The following is a 19,674-nucleotide window of genomic DNA, read 5'->3' on the forward strand; positions in this document are numbered from 1 at the left end:
CGTGGCGGTGGCGGCCCCTGTCGTCGTGGCGGCCGTTTCCGTGGGCCGCCGCTCCGGGACGGGCCGGGGGCGGGCAGAGTTCTCCCATGGCCGACACGATCCGACCCAAGGGGCTCGACGCCCAGGGCTGTATCGCGCGCGAAGGCTCCCTCGGGCGCGTGCCCGCCGCCTTCCGCCCGGTGGTGGCCGCCGCCCGCGACCGGATCCTGGACGTCCTGGGAGCGCGGCTGCACAGCGCGTACCTCTACGGGTCGGTCCCGCGCGGCACCGCGCGCGTGGGACGCAGCGATCTGGACCTGTTCGTCGCGCTGCGCGAGGAGCCGACCGAGGCCGACCGGGACGCCGTACGGGCTCTCGGCGCGGCGGTCGACAAGGAGTTCCCGCAGATTGACGGCGTCGGCACGCTGCTGTACGGCCGGGAGCGGCTGCTGAGCGAGCTGGAGCGGTACGACCTGGGCTGGTTCGTCGCCTGCCTGTGCACCCCGCTGCTCGGCGACGACCTCGCCGAGTACCTGCCCCGCTACCGCCCCGACTCCCTGCTCGCCCGCGAGACCAACGGCGACCTCGCCCGATGGCTGCCGCGCTGGCGGGAGCGGATCGAGGGCACCGGGAGCGGCGCGGCCGGCGAGCCGGCCCGCCGGCCGCTCGTGCGCTTCATGTCCCGGCACCTCGTCCGTACCGGCTTCACGCTCGTCATGCCCCGCTGGCAGGGCTGGACCAGCGATCTCGGGGAGATGGCCGAGGTGTTCGCCATGTACTACCCGGAGCGGGCCGCGCAGGTGCGCACGGCGGCGCGGTACGGCCACGAGCCCGTCGGCGACCCGGACCTCCTGCGGTCCTACGTCGACGACCTCGGCCCCTGGCTGGCCGGGGAGTACGCGCGCGTGCACGGCGTCAAGGCACCGCGCCCCGACTAGATCAGCCCGTGCCCGCTGAGGTACTCCAGCTGGGCCCGGACCGACAGCTCCGCCGCCGGCCACAGCGAGCGGTCCACGTCGGCGTAGACGTGGGCGACGACCTCGGCCGGGGACCGGTGGCCGTTCTCGACGGCGGTCTCCACCTGGGCGAGCCGGTGGGCGCGGTGGGCGAGATAGAACTCGACGGCGCCCTGGGCGTCCTCCAGGACCGGCCCGTGGCCCGGCAGGACGAATTGCACGCCGTCGTCCACCGTCAGGGACCGCAGCCGCCGCAGGGAGTCCAGATAGTCGCCGAGCCGGCCGTCGGGGTGCGCCACGACCGTCGTACCGCGCCCGAGGACGGTGTCGCCGGTCAGCACGGCCCGGTCGGCCGGGAGATGGAAGGACAGCGAGTCCGCGGTGTGCCCCGGGGTGGGTACGACCCTCAGCTCCAGGCCGCCGACCGTGATGACGTCCCCGGCGGCCAGGCCCTCGTCGCCGAGGCGCAGGGCCGGGTCGAGGGCACGCACGCGCGTGGAGGTCAGTCCGGCGAACCGGGCGGCGCCCTCGGCGTGGTCGGGGTGGCCGTGGGTGAGCAGGGTCAGGGCTATGCGCTTGCCGGCCTTCTCGGCCGTGTCCACGACGTTGCGCAGATGGCCCTCGTCCAGCGGGCCGGGGTCGATCACCACGGCCAGGTCGGAGTCCGGCTCGGCGACGATCCAGGTGTTGGTGCCGTCCAGGGTCATCGCGGAGGGGTTGGGCGCCAGGACGTTGACCGCCCGTTCGGTGGCCGGGCCCGAGAGGACTCCGCCCCGGGGCTGGCCCGGCAGGGCTGCTGCGTCGGTCATGCGGGGCCTCCACCGGTGGTCGACGGGGTGGTTGTCGGGGCTGCCGGAGCGCTCGTGCGAGGGGCCGCCCCGCCGGACGCCGGCGCCGCCGTCCGCTCCGCCGCACCGGACGTCGGGACGTGCTTGGTGAACTCGTCGTGCCCGGGCCAGGACAGGACGATCTCGCCGTCCTGGAGGCGGGCCCGCGCCAGCACCGGCGTCATGTCGCGTGCGGGCGCCGCGGCCAGCGCCTCGGCCGCGGTGCCGTACGGGAGCAGCTGGCGCAGGGTGGCGACGGTGGGCGGCATCATCAGCAGCTCGCCCTTGTCGTACCCGGCGGCGGCCTCCTCGGGGCGGATCCACACCGTGCGGTCGGCCTCCGTGGAGACGTCCCGGGTGCGCTGCCCCTCGGGGAGGACGGCCACGAAGAACCAGGTGTCGTAGCGGCGGGCCTCGAACTCCGGGGTGATCCACCGGGTCCAGGCGCCCAGCAGGTCCGAGCGCAGCACCAGGCCGCGCCGGTCAAGGAATTCGGCGAAGGACAGCTCACGCGCCACCAGGGCGACCCGGTCGGCCTCCCAGTCGTCGCCGGTGGTGTCGCCGACGACCGTGTCCGGGCCGGGCCCGGCGAGCAGTACCCCGGCCTCCTCGTACATCTCCCGCACGGCCGCGCAGACGATCGCCTGGGCGCCCGTCTCGTCGACGGCGAGCCGCTCGGCCCACCACGCGCGCGTGGGGCCCGCCCAGCGGATCCGGCGGTCGTCGTCCCGCGGGTCGACACCGCCCCCCGGATACGCGTACGCGCCTCCGGCGAAGGCCATGGAGGCGCGTCTGCGCAGCATGTGGACGACCGGCCCGGTCGGAGTGTCCTTCAGGAGCAGCACCGTGGCCGCGCGCCGGGGGGACACCGGGGTGAGCGTGCCGTCCGCGAGCGCGCGGATGCGGTCCGGCCACTCCGGGGGGTACCACTGACCGTTCGCCATGGCCGGAGGCTATCCCGTGCAGAGCGAATGTTCGAGAGGTACCCGGTCCCGCCGGGCCCGTACCGCGGGGCTATCCGGCCAGCTCGACCTGGATCTCGACCTCGACGGGCGCGTCCAGCGGCAGGACCGCGACGCCGACCGCGCTGCGGGCGTGCACGCCCTTGTCGCCGAGGACCTCACCGAGCAGTTCGCTGGCGCCGTTGACGACACCGGGCTGCCCGGTGAAGTCGGCCGCCGAGGCGACGAAGCCGACGACCTTCACCACGCGCGCGACGCGGTCCAGGTCGCCCGCCACCGACTTCACGGCGGCGAGGGCGTTCAGCGCGCAGGTGCGGGCCAGCTCCTTGGCCTCCTCCGGCGTGACCTCGGCGCCCACCTTGCCGGTGACCGGCAGCTTGCCCTCCACCATCGGCAGCTGGCCGGAGGTGTAGACGTACACCCCGGAGCGCACGGCCGGCTGGTACGCGGCCAGCGGCGGTACGACGTCCGGCAGGGTCAGGCCCAGTTCGGCCAGCTTGGCCTCGACCGCGCTCATGCCTGCTTCTCCCGCTTCAGGTAGGCCACCAGCTGCTCCGGGTTGGGGCCCGGCACGACCTGGACGAGCTCCCAGCCGTCCTCGCCCCAGGTGTCCAGAATCTGCTTCGTGGCATGGACGAGCAGCGGCACGGTTGCGTATTCCCACTTGGTCATGGGCCGACTGTAGCCGCTGTGACGCACGGGACAGGACGACGGCCGCGGGCGCCGTTATCCACAGCCTCCCGCGTGCCTGTCGGCCGGACTGGTTAGTCTCGAAGGTGTGAGCAGGCTCCAGGTCGTCAGCGGCAAGGGCGGGACCGGAAAGACGACGGTCGCCGCCGCACTCGCGCTGGCCCTCGCGACCGAGGGGAAGCGGACGCTTCTCGTGGAGGTCGAGGGCCGGCAGGGCATCGCCCAGCTCTTCGAGACGGAGGCACTCCCGTACGAGGAACGGAGGATCGCGGTCGCGCCGGGCGGCGGTGAGGTGTACGCCCTCGCCATCGATCCGGAACTGGCCCTTCTGGACTATCTCCAGATGTTCTACAAGCTCGGCGGCGCGGGCCGGGCGCTGAAGAAGCTCGGCGCCATCGATTTCGCCACCACCGTCGCACCGGGTCTCAGAGACGTCCTGCTGACCGGCAAGGCGTGCGAGGCGGTGCGCCGCAAGGACAGGTCGGGGCGGTTCGCGTACGACTACGTGGTCATGGACGCCCCGCCGACCGGCCGCGTCACCCGCTTCCTGAACGTGAACGACGAGGTGGCGGGCCTCGCGAAGATCGGCCCGATACACAATCAGGCACAGGCCGTCATGCGGGTGCTGAAGTCCCCGGAGACCGCGGTGCACCTGGTGACGCTGCTGGAGGAGATGCCGGTCCAGGAGACCGCCGACGGCATCGCCGAACTCCAGGCGGCACGGCTGCCGGTGGGCCGGGTCATCGTGAACATGGTCCGGCCCAGGATGCTGGACGCGGCCGACCTGGAACTCGCGCGGACCGTGGAGCGTTCCTCGGTGGCGCGGTCCCTCTCGGCGGCCGGCCTCGGCGGTGCCCGGCGCGGCGGGAACGCCGAGAAGCTGGTGACCCCGCTGCTGGAGCAGGCCGCGGAGTACGCCGAGCGGTACGCGCTGGAGCAGGAGCAGCGCGCGGCCCTCGGCGAGCTGGACCTGCCGCTGCACGAACTGCCGCTGCTCGCGGAGGGCGTGGACCTCGCGGGCCTGTACGAACTCGCCACCGAGCTGCGGAAGCAGGGGTTGTCATGAGTCCGGACCCGGCCGAGGCGCAGGACGCCGCCCGCTCCCCTCTCTCCTCCGCGCGCCGGCTCGACATCGACGCGCTGCTGGACGAACCGAAGACCCGGATCGTGGTGTGCTGCGGCTCGGGCGGGGTCGGCAAGACGACGACCGCCGCGGCCCTCGGGCTGCGGGCGGCCGAGCGGGGCCGCAAGGTGGTCGTGCTCACCATCGACCCGGCCAAGCGGCTGGCCCAGTCGATGGGCATCGACTCCCTCGACAACGTGCCCCGGCGGGTGAAGGGCACCGAGGGCGGGGGCGAGCTGCACGCCATGATGCTCGACATGAAGCGCACCTTCGACGAGGTCGTGGAGGCGCACGCGGACCGCGAGCGGGCCGCCGCGATCCTGGCGAACCCCTTCTACCAGTCGCTCTCGGCGGGCTTCGCGGGCACGCAGGAGTACATGGCGATGGAGAAGCTGGGCCAGCTGCGGGCGAGGGACGAGTGGGACCTGATCGTGGTCGACACCCCGCCGTCCCGTTCGGCGCTGGACTTCCTGGACGCGCCCAAGCGGCTCGGCTCCTTCCTGGACGGCCGGCTGATCCGCCTGCTGACCGCGCCGGCCAAGCTCGGCGGCCGTGCGGGGATGGCCTTCCTCAACGTCGGCATGTCGATGATGACCGGCACACTGGGCAAGCTGCTGGGCGGTCAGCTGCTGAAGGACGTGCAGACGTTCGTGGCCGCGATGGACACCACCTTCGGCGGTTTCCGTACGCGCGCGGACGCCACCTTCAAGCTGCTCCAGGCGCCGGGCACGGCGTTCCTGGTGGTGGCGGCCCCGGAGCGGGACGCGCTGCGCGAGGCCGCGTATTTCGTGGAGCGGCTGGCCGCGGAGGACATGCCGCTGGTGGGTCTGGTGCTCAACCGGGTCCACGGCAGCGGTGCCGGCCGGCTGTCGGCCGAGCGGGCGCTCACCGCCGCGGAAAATCTTGAGGACCCCCGCATTGTCGATCAGGCGGGCGGGAAAGCTGGACTTCGTAACTCTCCCGACACGTACGACAGTTCACGACCTCCCGCATCCGAGGCCGCGGCCACTCCTTCCGGACAAGGCTCCCCCGCCGATTCCGAAGAAGGCTCCCCCGCCGATGCGGAGCGCTCCGTCGATCAGTTCACCGCGGGGCTGCTGAGGCTGCACGCCGAGCGTATGCAGTTGCTCTCGCGCGAGCGGCGCACTCGTGACCGCTTCACCGCCCGCCACCCCGAGGTGGCGGTGGTCGAAGTGCCCGCGCTGCCCGGTGACGTCCACGACCTTACGGGTCTGCGCGACATCGGGGACCGGCTGGCGGCCGAGCGTCCGGAGCACATATAGGCACACACGCAGCACGCATGGGCGTACGGGGCGCGGGGACGCGTGTGCACGATGCGCGCGGACACGCACACGGCGCACAAGGGCATGTACGAGGACACGCGGACATGACCGTGACGGTCACGGTTCTCCGCGGCACACGCGGAGGCGCCGGTGACGTCGCGACTCCGCACGACACGCGCAGGCACACACGCACACACGGGTGCGCGCGTCTGCCGAATCCCGCCGCCCGGCGGCACGCACACACCGGGCGTCGCGCGGACGCGCGAGTGACTGCCGGGCGTGGTGAGACCAGGCCGTCGCACGGCGAGCCAGCCGTGCCGGAGCGATATGCCCCTGGAATGCCCCTGGGTGCCCCGAGGGGATTCCTCAGCTCACCGCCGCGTAGTTCTCGTACACCTCGTCGTTGTCGAGGGGCACGATCCCGGTGCCTCGCTCGTACTCCGAGCGGGCGGTCTCCAGCAATCTGCGCCACGAGGTCACGGTGGGCCGCCGACGAAGCAGAGCGCGCCGCTCCCGCTCCGTCATGCCTCCCCACACGCCGAACTCGACGCGGTTGTCCAGCGCATCGGCCAGGCATTCCGTGCGTACCGGGCATCCGGTGCACACCGCCTTGGCCCTGTTCTGCGCTGCTCCCTGAACGAACAGTTCATCCGGATCGGTAGTGCGGCAGGCAGCCTGCGCACTCCAGTCGGTTACCCAGCCCATACCGGCGCCGTCCTCTCCCGAATCGAGGCTCCCCCACGGCGGCAGCGGCATATTCACCGCCGCCAGTTGAGGACGTTACGGAAGGTGGGGACAGCGCAACACCCCCTTCGGGCCCAATCTTGAATGGCCCGAACGGACTATGGGTAAGCGGCAGATCACCCGCGGGAGTGAGCTGGCGACATGCGCGACCATCCCGGCAAACCGGGACAGTTGTGATACGTCACACCGGGCATCAGGCGACACACGGGGCGGATCCGGGCTAGTTCCCCACCGGGAGCCGGTACGTGCCCCAGGAATTCCGGGCTACGTCCGAAACGATTCGGGGTCGTCGGACGTATAGAAACGCGACCGCACTGCTGTGACAGTTGAGAGCAGCTTAGGCCAAGGCCTGTGCGCGTGTCCGGCGAATGGAAAGGTAGCCACCCCCCTTTGCCGTGCCGTGACGCGGGCCGACGCGGCCCGCGGGCTTTCCGGCGGTACGTCACGATCCGGCACCCGAACATCCCGAGAACCCGTCGCTCCCTCGGAACGCTCAGGAGTACGGATTAGGCTGCCCCCATGCCAAAGAAGCGCTCGGGTGGTGGTCTGTCGCCCATGCAGCAGGCCGCCAAGTTCCTCGGTGTCAGTGTGCTCGCCGGAGCCGTGATGGCGGGTATCGCTCTGCCGGCGGCCGGAGCGCTGGGCCTAGCGGCCAAGGGCTCGGTCAAGGGTTTCGACGAGATCCCGGCCAATCTGAAGAGCCCCCGGCTGAGTCAGCGCACCACGATCCTGGACAACCAGGGCGGTCAGATCGCCACCGTCTACTCCCGCGACCGTACGGTGGTCGATCTCAAGGACATCTCGCCGTACATGCAGAAGGCGATCGTCGCGATCGAGGACTCGCGCTTCTACAAGCACGGGGCCGTCGACCTCAAGGGCGTGCTGCGCGCGCTGAACAAGAACGCGCAGGAGGGCGGGGTCGCCCAGGGCGCCTCCACGCTCACCCAGCAGCTGGTGAAGAACTACTTCATCGAGGAGGCCGGCGACGACCCGACCAAGGTCGCCGAGGCCACCCAGCAGACCCTGGGCCGCAAGATCCGCGAGCTGAAGTACGCGATCCAGATCGAGGACAAGCTCGGCAAGAAGAAGATCCTCGAGAACTATCTGAACATCACCTTCTTCGGCGAGCAGGCCTACGGCGTCGAGGCCGCCTCCCAGCGCTACTTCTCCAAGCACGCCAAGGACCTGAACGTCCAGGAGTCGGCGCTGCTGGCCGGCATCGTGCAGTCCCCGAGCCGGTACGACCCGGTCAACGACGAGGCGGAGGCCACCAAGCGGCGCAACACCGTCCTCCAGCGCATGGCCGAGGTCGGCGACATCTCCCAGAAGGAGGCCGACCAGGCCAAGGAGAAGCCGCTCGGCCTGCACACCAGCCGCCCCAAGAACGGCTGCATCACCGCGGTGAAGGGCGCCGGCTTCTTCTGTGACTACGTCCGCCAGGTCGTCCTCACCGACCCGGTCTTCGGCAAGAGCAAGGAGGCGCGGGCCAAGCTCTGGAACCAGGGCGGCCTGACGATCCGTACGACGCTCGACCCGCAGGCGCAGGAGTCCGTGCAGGCGTCCATCAAGGACCACGTCTACAAGAGCGACGCCGTGGCGACCGCCGCGACCCTCGTCGAGCCCGGCACCGGCAAGGTCCTCGGCATGGGCCAGTCCCGCCCGTACGGCGTCAACATCAAGAACGACGAGACGACGATCAACCTGTCCGTCAACCACGACATGGGCGGCGGGGTCGGCTACCAGCCCGGTTCCACGTTCAAGCCGATCGTCGCCGCGGCGGCCGTCGAGGGCGGCAAGCCGCCGACGCAGGAGTACTCCTCGCCGTACGAGATGACGTACCCGAGCCCGGTCTCCGCGTGCGACGGCAAGCTGTGGCGCGACGACCCGAGGAAGCCCACCAAGCTGACCAACGAGAACGAGGAGGAGCGCGGCCCGTACGGCATGAAGGAGGCGACCGCCAAGTCGGTCAACACCTACTACGTGCAGCTGATCAGCGACATCGGCATCTGCCCGGTCATCGACATGGCCAAGAAGATGGGTGTGCAGCGCGCGGACGGCCGTCAGATCCGCCAGGCCCCCTCCATCGCGCTCGGCACCCAGGAGATGTCCCCGCTGACGATGGCGAGCGCCTACGCCGCCTTCGCCTCGCGCGGCATGTACTGCACCCCGGTCGCCATCGAGTCGATCACCCAGAAGGTCGGCAGCGAGCAGAAGTCCCTGGCCGTACCGAAGTCGACCTGCTCGCGTGCGATGTCGGAGAAGACCGCCGACACGATCAGCACGCTCCTCAAGGGCGTGGTCGAGGACGGCACCGGCCAGGAGGCCGGTCTCGGCAGCCGGCCGAGCGCGGGCAAGACGGGTACGACGGACGAGCGCTACGCGGCCTGGTTCGTCGGCTACACCCCGAACATGGCGGGCGCCGTCTGGGTCGGCGACCCGCAGCACAAGCGCAAGATGACCAGCATCACCATCGGCGGAGTCCCGCACGACAAGGTCTACGGCGGTGAGGTCCCGGGCCCGATCTGGCGCGACATGATGAGCGGAGCGCTGGAGGACAAGCCGGCTCCGGACTTCAACCTGATCGACATCCCCGACGGGGACTCCGAGGACGGCCGGGGAAAAGGCGACCGGGGGGACAACGAGGGGAACAACGGCAACAACGGGAACAACGGCAACACGGGACAACTGATCGGGGGGCTGATCGGGGGGCTGACGGGCGGGGGCGCCGCTGACGGCGGCGCCACGGGCGGCACCCCAGGCGGCACGACCGGCGGCGGCACCGGCGGTACGTTCCCGACCCCGACCTTCTCCGTCCCCGAGAACCTGATCCAGGGCCAGGGCAACGGCGGGACCGGCACCGGCCGCCGCCGCCACTAGCTCCTCCCGCCTCCGGCACCTGTGCCACGGCCGCGGGGCCGCACCTCCGAATGGGGTGCGGCCCCGCGGCCGTGGCACAGGTGAGCCCGGGGGCCCCGGAGGCCCGGGGAGCCGGAGTGGCGCCCGGTGGGGGCGGCGCGGGGGCTCAGCCCTGGAGCAGCTTCTTCACCGCGGCGGCGACCCGGCCGCCCTCGGCCAGACCGGCCACCTTCGGGTTCACGATCTTCATGACGGCGCCCATGGCCCGCGGGCCCTCGGCACCGGCGGCCTTCGCCTCCGCCACGGCCTGGGCGACGATCTCGCCCAGCTCCTCGTCGGACAGCTGTTTGGGCAGGTACTCGGCGAGCACCTCGCCCTCCGCCTTCTCCCGCTCGGCCCGCTCGGGACGGCCACCCTGCGTGAAGGCGTCGGCCGCCTCACGACGCTTCTTCGCCTCGCGGGTGATCACCTTGATGATCTCGTCGTCGGAGAGCACCCGCTTCTCGGTGCCCGCGACCTCCTCCTTGGTGATCGCGGTGAGCGTCATCCGGAGCGTCGAGGAGCGCAGCTCGTCCCGACCCTTGATCGCGGCGTTGAGGTCGTCGTGCAGCTTCGACTTGAGCGTGGTGGTCATGCCCCCGATTGTCGCAGGTGTACGAGGTCGTACGCCCGTTCATTTATCCGGCGGCCGGTCCCGCCGCGTATCCGGCGGCGGCCCCTCTCGCCGCGGTCAACCGGTCTGACACGATGGGCACATGCGCGCGCGATACGGAGTTCCCCTGGGAGTCGTGGCGGCCGGGGCCGCCGGCCTGGTCTACGCGGTGGGTTTCGAGGCCCGTTCCTTCCGCCTGCGACGGGTCACCGTGCCCGTCCTGCCGCCGGGCATGCGCCCGCTGCGCGTGCTGCAGGTCTCCGACATCCACATGGTGAGCGGCCAGGGCAAGAAGCGGCGCTGGCTGCAGTCGCTGGCCGGGCTGCGCCCCGACTTCGTGATCAACACGGGCGACAACCTGTCGGACCCCGAGGGCGTCCCCGAGGTCATGGACGCCCTGGGCCCGCTGATGGAGTTCCCGGGCGCGTACGTCTTCGGCTCCAACGACTACTACGGCCCCAAGCTGCGCAACCCCGCCCGCTATCTGCTGGAGAAGACGAGCGGACGCCACGGCCTGAACGGCAACGCGCCGGCCGTGGGCGCGATCCACAACCCGTGGGAGGACCTGCGGGACGGCTTCGACGCGGCGGGCTGGCTGAACCTGACGAACACGCGGGGAGTCCTCAAGGTCGAGGGCGTCTCCATCGAGCTGACCGGCCTGGACGACCCGCACATCAAGCGCGACCGCTACGCCCGGGTCGCCGGGGGCCCGTCGGAGCCGTACGACTTCTCGATGGGCGTGGTGCACGCCCCGTACCTGCGGGTGCTGGACGCGTTCACGGCGGACGCCTACCCCCTGATCCTGGCCGGCCACACCCACGGCGGCCAGCTGTGCATCCCCTTCTACGGCGCCCTGGTCACCAACTGCGACCTGGACACGGACCGGGTGAAGGGCCTCTCCACGCACACGGCGGAGGGCCGTACGTCCTACCTCCACGTCTCGGCGGGCTGCGGCACCAACCGCTACACCCCGGTCCGCTTCGCCTGCCCGCCGGAGGCGACGCTGCTGACGTTGGTGGGTCGGGAGTAGGGGACGGACACCGGAGCGGTCAGGGTCCGGGAGGCGGCGGAGTCGTCGCCGGGGCGCGGCGGAGCCGTCGCCGGGGCGCCGTAACCCACCCGGCCCAGTCCGGATGGCCGCGCCCCTCCCCCGCTCCTAGCGTGAGGGGCATGACCGCCCCGATACCCAGGGAAATCCCGGACCTGCCCGCGGTCCCGGGCCCGCCCCTGCTGCTGCCCGCACCGGTCCCGGCCACGGCGGTGGTGGCACCGCTGCGCCGCCCCATGATCGGAGTGTTCCGCCTCGCGACCGCCGTGGTGGCGGCCTGCGCGGTCGCGCTGGAGCTACTGCTGCTGGGCACCCCGGCCCGCATGCTGAGCTACTTCAGCGTCCAGACCAACATCCTGGTCGTCGTGGTCATGCTCCTGTCGGCACGGCGGGCCTGGCGGGCCCGCCGCCCGCTCCCCTCCGCCGTGACCGGCGCCGTACTCCTCTACGCCCTGGTCACAGCGCTGGTCTACCAGCTGCTCCTGGCCCACACGACACCCCCGTTCTCCATGACCGGCGCGACGACGGCGCCGGAGCGGTGGCACGGCCAGTGGGCGGCCCTCCAGGTCCTGCACACGCTGGTCCCGGCGGCGGTCCTGCTGGACTGGCTCTTCCTCACCCCGGCGGCCCGCCTGCACCTCCGCCAGGCCGCGGGCTGGCTCCTCTACCCCCTGGCCTTCCTCGCCTTCTCCCTCATCCGGGCCGCCTTCCTCCCGCCCTCGGACCCGGCCCGCTACCTCTACCCCTTCCTGGACGTCACCGCCCACGGCTACCGCAGCACCCTGGCCAACGCCCTCCTCCTGGGCCTCGCGATCTACGCCCTCGGCGTCCTCCTGGTAGCCCTGGACCACACCCGCCCGACCCCGATCCGGCACCGCGTCTAACCGGATTTCGTCCAGAGCCTCCGGTGGGCTAAAGTAAACGACGTCGCCGCGACAAGCAGCGACATCGGGGTGTGGCGCAGCTTGGCAGCGCGCTTCGTTCGGGACGAAGAGGTCGTGGGTTCAAATCCCGCCACCCCGACGCCGTAGTACCAGGTCAGGGGCCTGATCCGCTTAGCGGGTCGGGCCCCTGAGTGGTTCTGGGGACCGTTTTGGGAGCCATTTGGGAGCCGAGTTCGGAATCTGGCTCCCTGCGGCTTCCGCGCTTGTGGGTAGACCGGAGCTTCGGAGCCCGCCTCAGAGCGGCATGGCACGGGGAGGGGACACGAGTGGAAGCCGGAGACCTGAGTTCATGGGTCGGCGCGGGGATCGCTGTGGGAGCCGCCGCCGTCGCGATCTGGCAGGGCTGGTCCGCGCGCGAGCAGTCGCGTGTCGCGCAGGAGGCCCTCAACGATGCTCGGCAGGCCCGGGACGAAGCAGCCACTCCGGTCTTCCAAGTGAGCGACGCGCAGTGGGTCTGGGGCAACATCGGGGAGCGCTTCGTCACCGCGACCATCACGGTGGAGCAGGCGCCGCCTCTGTCCAGCCTCACCCTGCGGATCGACGGACCTGACGTCCGCCACTTGGCGCCAGACACGGGCAGCTATGAGTCGGAAGGACGCGAAAAGCGGTTCACCGCCGTGGCGCCGGGGAAGCGGATCGACCTCATCGCCCAGATGGAGCACGAGGCCCCTTCACCGTTCGAGCTCGAGGTGACGCTTGAGTGCGTCGAAGAGGGCGGTCACGAGAGGCGGTGGACCGTACGCCGCATCATCACCGCACCTGAGGCCCCACAGCCGGACCCCGTGCCGCAGGCGTGGAGAGGTCGTCGCGGTCGGTGAGGCATTTTGGCTCCGAACCGCGGAAAGCTACCTCGATCGGAACAGCCGAACGAGCGGTGTACTGCCGCATCAGCTCCTCGCAGTTGTACGTACTGCTGTCGGCCCGACAGCGGGAGCCCGCCTCCCTTTAGGAAGCCGAACAGGCCGACTTCGCCAAGTCCGTTTCACCGGCCCCGAGCTGCTCGGCTACGCCGCGCCTGGAGCAGGACACCGCTGGTGTTCAACCGGAAACGCGCCATAGGCACGCTGACCCCGGCAGCGGCCGCAAGTGCCTGAGCATCGGTTCCCGCATACGCATGCCGGAGCAAAAGCTGCCGGGGCAAGAGCAGGCAGCCGGCCAGCCAGTTCGCCTCCTCTTCCTGCTCCGGGTTGCACGTAAAAAATGCATGCCCGCCGATCTGTTGCACTTCCCGTACCTCGTGGCCGAGCAGCACATGGGCCAGCTCGTGGGCAATGTCGCTCTTCGTACGTGCGGGCTCATTGCAGGGGTTGTAGACAGCGACAGTGCGACCACCCGGCAGATGAAAGGTGGCGGCGGAAAAGGCCCCAGGCTGCAGCAGCTCCAGCTCCTGCAGGCTGTCCATACCGACCAGTTCCTGCGCATCAATAACCTCGACACGCAGATGATCGGCGAGTTGGAAGATGTCCGGGGGCACGTCGGGGCGCAAACCGATCTGGGCGCGCACCCGCTCCGCAAGCCGTTCTGCTTCCGACTTGAATCCTCGTCGCACTCTAGCCACCTTCCCGAGCGGATTCGCCCGCTCCGGAGGCCATCAGCTTGGTCTGCATGGCGCTGAGCAGATCTGTGAGCATACGGCTGGCCTGAGGGGTGAAGGTCGACGCCGCCCTGAGGTGCACCTTCACCTCGGTCTCGCGCACAGCCAGGCTCCCGTAGAGCTCCTTTACCAGCCCAGCGATCTTCTCGGCAGCGGCCTCAGTCAGGTTGGGGTCACGCGACAGGTGATAGGCGATGACGTCCGGCGTGCTCTCCGTGCGAAGCCGCGTCGGTTGGAAGAATCGCTCAGGAGGTAGTCCCAGCCAGTCGACGATCCTGGTGAAGTTGGCGAGGTCGGGCAGGTGCCCCTTCTCGACCCTGGCGAGAGTGTTGAACGGCACATCGGCTTGTTCTGCCGCCGCGCGCAGGCTCAAACCCAGATGTGCACGATGTTGCTGCACGAGCGTCTGCAGTGCGTCGATATCGATGGGCTCGTCCATCCCGGCCACCTCCCTCCGCTGGATCCCTTCCAGCGCACCGTAGCCTGGCGACTCTAAGACGATCACCTGGGGCTGATCACTCCACCCCTCCACTATGCGCCCCGGAGTTTGGTTGTACCGCGTTCGGTACATGCCGTACAGTCTGAGTCACTGCTGGTCCCGCTGGCTGTATTCCGGATCTCCAGTACCGCTGTGCACTTCTGTTCGTCTTGGTCGTGGTTCCGGAAAGGACCGCCTGATGAGCGACACCGCACTTCTCTCTCTCGGCCACCGCGCCCTCCCTGATGCCTCGCTTCCTGGAGTGGCCGACGCCCGGCTCCTCCCTGACACGGAGTTTCAAGAGGCATGGGCGAGCATCGCACTGCCCACTGACATGAAGGACCGGATGCTCCGCGGCGCTGTGGCCGGCATCCAGCTCCGTCAGGCCGTCCCCTTCGATGCCGTACCCCTGCACGGCATCACCCTCCTCACCGGCGAGCCGGGCGTGGGCAAGACCACCGTCGCCCGCGGACTCGCCGACAAGATCGCCCGAGGTCTTCCTTCTGATCCCCCCTGGGTGTTCGTCGAGGTGGACCCTCACGCCCTGGCCAGTGCCTCGCTGGGCCGAAGCCAGCGCAGCGTGGAAAATCTCTTCGGCACTGTTCTCGACGAAACGGCGAGCGTCGGCCCTCTCGTTGTGCTCGTCGATGAGGTCGAGACCCTGCTGACCGACCGCGCAGCCCTGTCCATGGACGCCAACCCGGTGGACGTACACCGTGCGGTAGACGCGGCCCTGGTCGGACTCGATCGCCTCGCGCGTCGGCACCCCCACGTCTTCGTCCTCGCCACGAGCAACTTTCCCGACGCTATCGACCCGGCCTTGACCTCCCGCGCGGACACCGTCATCCGTGTTCCGCTCCCCGACCGGACAGCCCGCCGCTGGATCCTGGAGCACACCGTCACGGCGATCGCCGCCGCCTTTCCCGGTGCTCGTTCCCTGTTGACGGCCGACTCCCTCGTCGTGGCGGCCGATCATGCCGAGGGACTCGACGGTCGGCGACTCCGTAAGGCAGTCGCCGCCGCGTGCTCCCGCAATCCGGAGGCACAAGGCGACCCGAACCGCGTCACCGTTCAGGACCTCCTGGCCGCCATCAGCCATGCTCGGGAGACCTCATGAGCGTCACTGCCCGTCGCATCGCGTCCGTGCCGTACCGCACTTCGTCCCAAACCTGGCAAGCCATCGTCGATCTTCTCGCGCCAGAGGGGAGTCCGGCCCGACCCATGCTGCTGTCGGCCGGCGGTCCGAGTGCTGTGATCATCGCCGAGGAGTACACAAGCGGCGCCCCGATCGTGGTGCTGCCCGTGACAGGGCCACGCATCCGGATCCGTACGGTCCACGGCGCCGATGCTTTCGACGCCGCCGAGGACGAAACCCCGTTGATGTCCCGCCCTCTGGACCAGCCGGGTTGGACGCTGTCGCTGCCCTGCGCTGCGGATGACCTCGACGAACTGCGCGCTGCCCTGGCCGGACACTCGCAGATCACGGTCCGGTCTTTGGACGACGACGTCGACGACACCGCGAGCGCCCAGGCGCACGGGGTGCGGATCGTGATCAATACCGCCGAGCTGGAGGCGCCATGAGCACCGCCGTCCGCGTCAACACGCATGCCTACGCGGCCACACACGTGGCCACCGGGCTCATCAACAGCCTTCGTAAGATCGTCAAATCGAGCGGCCTCGACCCAGCTAGGTTGACCGGTCAGTGGTCCGTCCTGGAGGCCGGTATCGCCGCTTGGCTCGAGTCCCAGCACCTGCGAGCCCTCGTCATGGAGATCTACGACCCTCGCCTGGCGTACGGGGACGATCTCGTCGGGCGGTTCGACTTCACCATCGACTACGGGTACTACCCCACCGGCGACGGTGACTTGTGGCTGGATCCCGACACCGTCTACTACACAGTGCGCAAGGCAGGCAGTTTCCCCTCGCAGTGTGACTACCGCTTCATCGCCACCACCAGCGCAGGACGCCCGGACGTCCACGGGTGGTCCACGACCAACCTGCGGTCCACCACCGGATTCACCCGTCACGATGTCGGCACTGCCATCGGCGGCGGAAGTCTGGGCGCCGGACTCTCCTACTACACCCGGACAGCATCATGATGAGCATCCCCGAAGCCTTCGAGAAGTTCCGCGGGAATCTGAAGATCACCGAGACGGAGGCCCAGAAAGCCAGCCACCGACAGCAGAGCATCCGCAAGGAACTTGAGACCGCTCTCGATGTCGAGGACACCTTCCTCACCGGTGCCTACCGGCGCGACACCAAGACCAAGCCGTTGGCGGACGTCGACATCATGGTCGTCCTCAAGGACACGGCTTACCTCGACCTGCATCCCCACGAGGTTCTTGAGGCCGTACGCAAGGTCCTGGCCCCTATCTACGGTGAGGATCGCGTGTGCTGCGACCGGCGCGCCGTACGCGTCGACTTCGGAGTGAAGCTCGTCGACGACCTCACCGGCGATGTGGTCTCCTTCGACGTCGTGCCGGGCTTTGCCGAAGACGACCACTACCTGATCCCCGACGACGTACTCGCCGAGTGGATCCCCACCAACCCCAAGGTGCACGCGGAACTCGCGACCGAGGCGAACAAGGCTTTCTCCGAGCGATGGAAGCCCGTTGTCAAGATGGTCAAGACGTGGAACCGCAACCACGATCATCCCATCGAGTCGTCCTTCCTCATCGAGGTCATGGCCTTGCAGCTCCTCACAGGCCCTTGGGTGGGACCGTATCCCCTGGAACTGCGCCAGTTCTTCACCACGGCCATCAGCGCCATTGCTCAGCGGTGGCCGGACCCGGCACGCCTCGGCCCGCACGTCTCCGACATGTTCGACGGCCAGCCCGGCAAGCTTGAAGCCGCCCAGCGTGCCCTGCGCGCGGCGGAAACCCTGTGCACCGAGGCGATCCGGCTGGAGCGCTCGGGCCGCACTGGCGAGGCACTGGCGAAGTGGCAGGAACTCTTCGGCCCTCTCTTCGTCAAGTCATGACCCAAGGTCAGCAGTTGCCGGTACCGCCCGGTGCCTCCGGCCAGATCAAGGAGCGCCAGGACCAGCCAGAGCACCTGAACAGGCTGCTGGCTTACTCCCACCTGTACAAGACGGCACTGCGATGGCGTCGCGTCAAGACCTGGGGAAACGTCCTTCTGGCCCTGACCGCGCCTCTGTTCGCGGTCTTCCTCCCCGGAAGCACGGGCACCCGCGGAGCGATTGCTGCTGTCTGGCTGGTTCTGGGCAGGACCGTGCTCTCAGGGCTCGAGCGGAGTGCCACTCAACGCGCGGTGGACATCCAGGAGTTGTACGACACCAAGCTTTTCCACCTGCCGTGGAACCAAGCAGTCGCGGGGCGCCCACCAGTACCGGACGACGTCTCTTCAGCCGCCCGCCACATCCGCGACCGCGAGCCCTACTTCGACTGGTACAGCGTCGACCTGGGCGACACCCCCTGGCCGGGCGATGTCCTCCTGTGCCAGCGCCAGAGCGCCGTCTGGAGCCGCCGAGACCACCATGCTTACGGCACGTTTCTTGCGATCATCGGCAGCGTGTGGGTCCTCTCGATCGTGATCTTCGCCCTCGCACGCGACATGGCGCTGCTCACCTTCCTCGTGGCGCTGTTCCTACCCAACACACCTGCGCTTCTCGACACCATCGAACTCGCGCAAAGCCATTGGCAGCAGTCCACTAAGCGCCGACAAGTCGAAGACGATATCCACGACGTATGGGACGAGCACCAGGACAGGCCCGGAGATGTTCCCGTCCAGGAATGTCGGCGTCTCCAGGACGCCACCTACCTCTTGCGCCGCGACGGGCCACCCGTACCCAACTGGTTCTATAGCCTGCGCCGCCGGGAGACTGCCGCCGTCACAAACGACGGCACTACGACGCTGCGGTCCTCCTATGACCCCACCTGAACCCAGTCAGGCCCGGTGGCTCCTCACCCCTCTGTCCTCACTCCTGCGCATGCCGGAATACCCCCTTGAGACCGCTCATCCTGTGCTACTGAAGCGCTTCCCGGCGCGCTCGCAGGAGTCCATCGAGGATGATTACCGGTGACTTGGGGCTCATCGCGAGGCGGGCGTCAAGTGCCGTATCCCACTGCTCGGTCAGCCCCAGCATGAGGCGCTTGCGCATGCCTGGGGTGACGTGGGCGTAGCGTGCCGAGACCGAGCCGTCGATGTGGCCCATGCGCTCGTCCATGAGCACCTTCTCGGTTCCCAGGTCCTCCATCATCGTCCGGTGGGTGTGGCGAAGGCCGTGGGGCGTGAGTCCCTTGGCTATCGGGAGCCAGCAGGCGTCGGCCCGGTCGCTGGCACCCCGCCCCCGTGCCGGGACGCCGGGCCACGGCTCTCCAAGCAGGGGCACCGGCCGTGGCTCCTGCGGTGCCTTCTTCGGGTACCAGCCCGAGACCGCCGGCGTGAACAACCAGGTCGCGAAACCGTTCCTGCGCCAGTGGGCGGCACGCTCCGGCACGACGCCGCCCCGCACGAACCGGAGATCCGCGATGGCCTGCTCGACCTTCTCTCGCGTGGCCTCGGTGACGCGTTCGGGGTGGTTGAGCACGTTGGACACCGTGCCGGTCGAAACGCCGGCACGACGGGCGATGTCGACGAGCTTCGCGCCCTGGTGGCCCCCTGTGCGGGCCGCGCCCTGCCCTTGGAAGACGTAGGTCTTGCCGTGACAGGGGCACGGCTTGGGCTTCGTGCGGGCGATGTGGTTCGCGACCAGCGCGGACAGCCAGTCCATCGAGTCGATGGTGCGGTAGCTGTCGTCCTTCGGCGGGCAGCGCACCAACTCCCCTGTGTCGAGTTCGTACAGCTGCCACTCGACCCGGACAGCTCCAGGGCGGACGAACGCGGTCTCCAGGCCGACGATCTCGCCCCAGCGCATGCCGGTGTACCCCTTGAGGACCACGGCGACGAACTCGTCGTCGCGGCCGGAGAGCAGGGCAGCGCGCTCGGCAGTCAGCAGGATGCCGAGAGCGTCGGTGACCACCTTCTCGGGGCCACGGTCTCGGGAGCGGCCGGCGCGTTTGCCGCGTCCGCGCCGCCGAGCGGCTGGGTTGGACGTGATCAGGCCCTCGTCGATCGCGTCCTCGAAGATCAGGTGGAGCGTCGAGCGCCAGGCCTTGACGCTGGAGGCCGCGTAGAGCGCCTTCTCCTTCTTCTCCCACAGGTCGACGTCCGTGCGCAGGATGCCGGCGAGCGCCTTGTCCTCGAACTCGGGGAGCAGGTGCTCCTCGATGTGCCGCTTGTAGTTCTGCATGGTCGAGGCCGCCAGGTCCTGGGCCTCGTACCAGCGGTTCGCGTACTCGCCGAAGGTCTCCTGGCCTAGCGCCGGGTCGCGCCAGTCGCCGCGACGGTACTTGTTCTCGGCCTCGGCCGCTGCCCGTTGGGCCTCGCCCTTGGTGGCGAACCTGATCGCCTTGCCGTTCTCGTCGACGACCGTGTTGTGCTTGCCGGGCGCGACCTTGTACCGGCCGCGCCAGTAGTTTCCACGCTTCTCCGCGAAACCCAAGTCCCGCTGTCCCCCTATTCGTTGTTCTCGCCTAC

The 19,674-nt window shown here is 69.5% G+C and carries 21 protein-coding genes and 1 tRNA gene; 13 read left to right on the top strand and 9 right to left on the bottom strand.

Features of this window, described 5'->3' with window-relative positions:
* Positions 1-86: 86 nt before the first annotated feature.
* Positions 87-917 (top strand): nucleotidyltransferase domain-containing protein, encoded by an 831-nt coding sequence (locus ACF073_RS20890; protein ID WP_392072037.1) that lies wholly within the window; start codon positions 87-89, stop codon positions 915-917.
* On the opposite strand, the gene ACF073_RS20895 is transcribed toward ACF073_RS20890, so the two are convergent.
* From ACF073_RS20895 to ACF073_RS20910, 4 genes are all read right to left on the bottom strand, one after another.
* Positions 914-1,744 carry an MBL fold metallo-hydrolase gene (locus tag ACF073_RS20895; RefSeq protein WP_392072039.1) on the bottom strand — a complete coding sequence of 277 codons (831 nt, stop codon included), beginning with the start codon at positions 1,742-1,744 and terminating at the stop codon, positions 914-916. The genes ACF073_RS20890 and ACF073_RS20895 overlap by 4 nt on opposite strands.
* Positions 1,741-2,706: an NUDIX hydrolase gene (locus ACF073_RS20900; RefSeq protein ID WP_392072041.1), complete on the bottom strand. Its 966-nt coding sequence runs from the start codon at positions 2,704-2,706 to the stop codon at positions 1,741-1,743. Before ACF073_RS20900 ends, ACF073_RS20895 begins: the two co-directional genes overlap by 4 nt.
* Before the next feature lie 70 nt (positions 2,707-2,776).
* Positions 2,777-3,241 (bottom strand): RidA family protein, encoded by a 465-nt coding sequence (locus ACF073_RS20905; RefSeq protein WP_392072042.1) that lies wholly within the window; start codon positions 3,239-3,241, stop codon positions 2,777-2,779.
* Entirely contained in the window at positions 3,238-3,396 is a 159-nt protein-coding gene (locus tag ACF073_RS20910; protein WP_009189813.1) for a DUF4177 domain-containing protein, read from the bottom strand. Before ACF073_RS20910 ends, ACF073_RS20905 begins: the two co-directional genes overlap by 4 nt.
* Positions 3,397-3,502: 106 nt before the next feature.
* Here ACF073_RS20910 and ACF073_RS20915 point away from each other — a divergent pair, with 106 nt between their 5' ends.
* Entirely contained in the window at positions 3,503-4,480 is a 978-nt protein-coding gene (locus ACF073_RS20915; protein WP_392072044.1) for an ArsA family ATPase, read from the top strand.
* Complete coding sequence (locus ACF073_RS20920; protein ID WP_392072046.1) at positions 4,477-5,820, top strand: ArsA family ATPase; 1,344 nt, start codon at positions 4,477-4,479, stop codon at positions 5,818-5,820. The genes ACF073_RS20915 and ACF073_RS20920 overlap by 4 nt, the downstream gene beginning before the upstream one ends.
* 366 nt (positions 5,821-6,186) lie before the next feature.
* Here the strand turns inward: ACF073_RS20920 and wblA are convergent, their stop codons facing one another.
* Positions 6,187-6,525: a transcriptional regulator WblA gene (wblA, locus tag ACF073_RS20925; RefSeq protein WP_063777071.1), complete on the bottom strand. Its 339-nt coding sequence runs from the start codon at positions 6,523-6,525 to the stop codon at positions 6,187-6,189.
* 558 nt (positions 6,526-7,083) lie between these two features.
* On the opposite strand from wblA, the gene ACF073_RS20930 reads away from it, so the two are divergent.
* A complete protein-coding gene (locus tag ACF073_RS20930; protein WP_392072048.1) occupies positions 7,084-9,441 on the top strand; it encodes a transglycosylase domain-containing protein in 2,358 nt (785 codons plus the stop codon).
* 145 nt (positions 9,442-9,586) lie between these two features.
* Here the strand turns inward: ACF073_RS20930 and ACF073_RS20935 are convergent, their stop codons facing one another.
* On the bottom strand, positions 9,587-10,054 hold the full coding sequence (locus ACF073_RS20935) for a GatB/YqeY domain-containing protein (protein ID WP_392072050.1): 468 nt from the start codon (positions 10,052-10,054) through the stop codon (positions 9,587-9,589).
* Positions 10,055-10,175: 121 nt separating this feature from the next.
* On the opposite strand from ACF073_RS20935, the gene ACF073_RS20940 reads away from it, so the two are divergent.
* From ACF073_RS20940 to ACF073_RS20955, 4 genes are all read left to right on the top strand, one after another.
* The gene (locus ACF073_RS20940) at positions 10,176-11,102 is read left to right on the top strand and encodes a metallophosphoesterase (RefSeq protein WP_392072052.1); all 927 of its coding nucleotides are present in this window, start codon (positions 10,176-10,178) and stop codon (positions 11,100-11,102) included.
* Positions 11,103-11,242: 140 nt separating this feature from the next.
* The gene (locus ACF073_RS20945) at positions 11,243-12,004 is read left to right on the top strand and encodes a Pr6Pr family membrane protein (RefSeq protein WP_392072054.1); all 762 of its coding nucleotides are present in this window, start codon (positions 11,243-11,245) and stop codon (positions 12,002-12,004) included.
* 65 nt (positions 12,005-12,069) lie between these two features.
* Positions 12,070-12,143 (top strand) — tRNA-Pro (locus tag ACF073_RS20950).
* A gap of 187 nt (positions 12,144-12,330) precedes the next feature.
* The gene (locus ACF073_RS20955; protein ID WP_392072056.1) at positions 12,331-12,882 is read left to right on the top strand and encodes a hypothetical protein; all 552 of its coding nucleotides are present in this window, start codon (positions 12,331-12,333) and stop codon (positions 12,880-12,882) included.
* Between the two features lie 164 nt (positions 12,883-13,046).
* On the opposite strand, the gene ACF073_RS20960 is transcribed toward ACF073_RS20955, so the two are convergent.
* A complete protein-coding gene (locus ACF073_RS20960; RefSeq protein WP_190016996.1) occupies positions 13,047-13,613 on the bottom strand; it encodes an ImmA/IrrE family metallo-endopeptidase in 567 nt (188 codons plus the stop codon).
* Position 13,614: 1 nt separating this feature from the next.
* Positions 13,615-14,097 carry a helix-turn-helix transcriptional regulator gene (locus ACF073_RS20965; RefSeq protein WP_190016997.1) on the bottom strand — a complete coding sequence of 161 codons (483 nt, stop codon included), beginning with the start codon at positions 14,095-14,097 and terminating at the stop codon, positions 13,615-13,617.
* 238 nt (positions 14,098-14,335) lie between these two features.
* On the opposite strand from ACF073_RS20965, the gene ACF073_RS20970 reads away from it, so the two are divergent.
* Genes ACF073_RS20970 through ACF073_RS20990 form a run of 5 tightly spaced genes read left to right on the top strand, consistent with a single transcriptional unit; the run spans position 14,336 to position 18,036 of the window.
* The gene (locus tag ACF073_RS20970; protein WP_392072057.1) at positions 14,336-15,253 is read left to right on the top strand and encodes an AAA family ATPase; all 918 of its coding nucleotides are present in this window, start codon (positions 14,336-14,338) and stop codon (positions 15,251-15,253) included.
* A complete protein-coding gene (locus ACF073_RS20975; RefSeq protein WP_392072058.1) occupies positions 15,250-15,717 on the top strand; it encodes a hypothetical protein in 468 nt (155 codons plus the stop codon). Before ACF073_RS20970 ends, ACF073_RS20975 begins: the two co-directional genes overlap by 4 nt.
* Positions 15,714-16,235 (top strand): hypothetical protein, encoded by a 522-nt coding sequence (locus ACF073_RS20980; protein WP_392072060.1) that lies wholly within the window; start codon positions 15,714-15,716, stop codon positions 16,233-16,235. Before ACF073_RS20975 ends, ACF073_RS20980 begins: the two co-directional genes overlap by 4 nt.
* A complete protein-coding gene (locus tag ACF073_RS20985) occupies positions 16,232-17,116 on the top strand; it encodes a CBASS oligonucleotide cyclase (RefSeq protein WP_392072061.1) in 885 nt (294 codons plus the stop codon). Before ACF073_RS20980 ends, ACF073_RS20985 begins: the two co-directional genes overlap by 4 nt.
* Positions 17,113-18,036, top strand: coding sequence for an S-4TM family putative pore-forming effector (locus ACF073_RS20990; RefSeq protein ID WP_392072063.1), 924 nt, complete (start codon positions 17,113-17,115; stop codon positions 18,034-18,036). Before ACF073_RS20985 ends, ACF073_RS20990 begins: the two co-directional genes overlap by 4 nt.
* 85 nt (positions 18,037-18,121) lie before the next feature.
* Here ACF073_RS20990 and ACF073_RS20995 read toward each other — a convergent pair whose 3' ends face one another.
* Positions 18,122-19,639 carry a LacI family DNA-binding transcriptional regulator gene (locus ACF073_RS20995; RefSeq protein WP_392072065.1) on the bottom strand — a complete coding sequence of 506 codons (1,518 nt, stop codon included), beginning with the start codon at positions 19,637-19,639 and terminating at the stop codon, positions 18,122-18,124.
* Between the last annotated feature and the right edge of the window lie 35 nt (positions 19,640-19,674).

It is taken from the genome of Streptomyces sp. NPDC015171, assembly GCF_043079545.1.
Classification (GTDB): Bacteria; Actinomycetota; Actinomycetes; order Streptomycetales; family Streptomycetaceae; genus Streptomyces.

Bases quoted from the DNA above. Each gene is read 5' to 3' on its own strand.
- ACF073_RS20890 (WP_392072037.1), top strand. From the start codon at position 87: ATGGCCGACACGATCCGACCCAAGGGGCTCGACGCCCAGGGCTGTATC.
- ACF073_RS20895 (WP_392072039.1), bottom strand. From the start codon at position 1,744: ATGACCGACGCAGCAGCCCTGCCGGGCCAGCCCCGGGGCGGAGTCCTC.
- ACF073_RS20900 (WP_392072041.1), bottom strand. From the start codon at position 2,706: ATGGCGAACGGTCAGTGGTACCCCCCGGAGTGGCCGGACCGCATCCGC.
- ACF073_RS20905 (WP_392072042.1), bottom strand. From the start codon at position 3,241: ATGAGCGCGGTCGAGGCCAAGCTGGCCGAACTGGGCCTGACCCTGCCG.
- ACF073_RS20910 (WP_009189813.1), bottom strand. From the start codon at position 3,396: ATGACCAAGTGGGAATACGCAACCGTGCCGCTGCTCGTCCATGCCACG.
- ACF073_RS20920 (WP_392072046.1), top strand. From the start codon at position 4,477: ATGAGTCCGGACCCGGCCGAGGCGCAGGACGCCGCCCGCTCCCCTCTC.
- wblA (WP_063777071.1), bottom strand. From the start codon at position 6,525: ATGGGCTGGGTAACCGACTGGAGTGCGCAGGCTGCCTGCCGCACTACC.
- ACF073_RS20930 (WP_392072048.1), top strand. From the start codon at position 7,084: ATGCCAAAGAAGCGCTCGGGTGGTGGTCTGTCGCCCATGCAGCAGGCC.
- ACF073_RS20935 (WP_392072050.1), bottom strand. From the start codon at position 10,054: ATGACCACCACGCTCAAGTCGAAGCTGCACGACGACCTCAACGCCGCG.
- ACF073_RS20940 (WP_392072052.1), top strand. From the start codon at position 10,176: ATGCGCGCGCGATACGGAGTTCCCCTGGGAGTCGTGGCGGCCGGGGCC.
- ACF073_RS20945 (WP_392072054.1), top strand. From the start codon at position 11,243: ATGACCGCCCCGATACCCAGGGAAATCCCGGACCTGCCCGCGGTCCCG.
- ACF073_RS20965 (WP_190016997.1), bottom strand. From the start codon at position 14,097: ATGGACGAGCCCATCGATATCGACGCACTGCAGACGCTCGTGCAGCAA.
- ACF073_RS20970 (WP_392072057.1), top strand. From the start codon at position 14,336: ATGAGCGACACCGCACTTCTCTCTCTCGGCCACCGCGCCCTCCCTGAT.
- ACF073_RS20975 (WP_392072058.1), top strand. From the start codon at position 15,250: ATGAGCGTCACTGCCCGTCGCATCGCGTCCGTGCCGTACCGCACTTCG.
- ACF073_RS20980 (WP_392072060.1), top strand. From the start codon at position 15,714: ATGAGCACCGCCGTCCGCGTCAACACGCATGCCTACGCGGCCACACAC.
- ACF073_RS20985 (WP_392072061.1), top strand. From the start codon at position 16,232: ATGATGAGCATCCCCGAAGCCTTCGAGAAGTTCCGCGGGAATCTGAAG.
- ACF073_RS20990 (WP_392072063.1), top strand. From the start codon at position 17,113: ATGACCCAAGGTCAGCAGTTGCCGGTACCGCCCGGTGCCTCCGGCCAG.